At 61.1% G+C, this 1,361-nt stretch carries 2 protein-coding genes; both read left to right on the top strand.

Annotation, left to right across the window (positions count from 1 at the left end; all coding sequences use genetic code 11):
• The first annotated feature begins 60 nt into the window (after positions 1–60).
• A complete protein-coding gene (locus tag IFO71_RS21575; RefSeq protein ID WP_192031757.1) occupies positions 61–363 on the top strand; it encodes a helix-turn-helix domain-containing protein in 303 nt (100 codons plus the stop codon).
• A gap of 17 nt (positions 364–380) precedes the next feature.
• A complete protein-coding gene (locus tag IFO71_RS21570; RefSeq protein ID WP_192031756.1) occupies positions 381–1,334 on the top strand; it encodes an IS3 family transposase in 954 nt (317 codons plus the stop codon).
• Positions 1,335–1,361 lie beyond the last annotated feature (27 nt).

Below are 1,361 nucleotides of genomic sequence, written 5' to 3'. Positions count from 1 at the left end.
TGTCTTGCCCCCAGATCCTTGGACCCGATGAAATGATAGACAACCATCGAGGAGCAAGACATGGGACGCAAGAGCGAAATGCCTGCAGAGAAGCGCGTAGACCTGGTATTGGCGCTATTGAGGAAGGAGGAGCCGGCGGCGCAGATCGCCCGCCGGGCTGGGGTCAGCGAGCCAACACTGTACCGCTGGCGCGACGAGTTCATCGCCGGTGGCAAGGCGCAGCTCGGCGGTAAGGGCAGCGATACCGCGGCCACCAAGGAACTGGCTAAGCTGCAGCGAGAGATTGAGACGCGCGAGCAGGTGATCGGCGAGCTGACGATAGCGAACCGCATCCTAAAAAAGCTCTCGGGCCCGTCGCTCTGACTGCAAAGCTGCGGGCCATGATCGAAGCAGAGAGAGAGTCAGCTCGGTTGAAGCCGCTGCTGCGTGTGCTTGGCGTGGCGGCGTCGAGCTGGTACCACCGGCCGGCGGCGGAGCCGAAGCGTCCTGGGCCAGCGCGGAAGCCGCTAGACGAAGCGCTGAAGGCCACGGTGGTCGACTTTGCGACGAAGAACCCGTGGTGGGGCTACAAGCGGTTGGCGATCGTTCTGCGCCGCGCCGGCCACCTCGTCAGCAAGAAGTTCGTGCATGCGGTGTTCAAGGCGGAAGGTTTGATGCAGAAGCGGCGAGCGACGAAAGCCGAGCTGTACCAAAGCGCCAAGCTGTTCGAGCTGTTACCAACACGGCCGAATGCGTTGTGGCAGGCGGACGTGACGTACATCCATATTCCGGGGTACGGCTGGTGGTATGCGGTCACGGTCATCGACTACTTCAGTCGCTACCTGCTCGCCTGCCATCTGACCGCAAGCTATTCGGCCCCGGAGGTCAGCGCCGCGATCGAGCTGGCGATCAAGGAAGCGGAGCGCTTGCATGGACCGCTGGAAAGGACGCCTTTTCTCGTCACCGACAACGGCAGCTGCTTCCTGGCTCGTCGCTTTCAGTCAGCCATCAAGGACAAGTTCCGACACGTCCGTACACGCTACCGAACACCGCAGCAGTTGGGTTTGTTGGAACGGTTCCATCAGACACTGAAACGGGAGGAGGTGTATTGGCAGCTCTACGACAACCCCCAAGATTCGCGCGAAAAGCTGGATGCATTTCGCCAGCGCTATAACGATGTTCGGCCGCATTGGGCGCTCGAACCGGCTGACGGTGGCGACGCGCTTACGCCGACCGATGTCTATGTTAAGCAAGCATCTATCAAGTTGCCAAAATGGCAGGGCTGGGCAAAGGGCGCGAAGAAGAAGCTGGACGAAGCGATGCAGCAGGATGCAGAGTTGAGGCGGGCCGCCTAGCCTGGAGCGGACTTACACAAATCCGGG

This window comes from Pseudomarimonas arenosa (assembly GCF_014841215.1).
Taxonomy (GTDB): Bacteria; Pseudomonadota; Gammaproteobacteria; order Xanthomonadales; family Xanthomonadaceae; genus Pseudomarimonas; species Pseudomarimonas arenosa.
Note: the sequence above shows the minus strand (reverse complement) of the source record. Positions and strands in the feature narration are given on the sequence as shown.

Coding starts and splice junctions, on each gene's coding strand:
- IFO71_RS21575 (WP_192031757.1), top strand. CDS start 61: ATGGGACGCAAGAGCGAAATGCCTGCAGAGAAGCGCGTAGACCTGGTA.
- IFO71_RS21570 (WP_192031756.1), top strand. CDS start 381: ATGATCGAAGCAGAGAGAGAGTCAGCTCGGTTGAAGCCGCTGCTGCGT.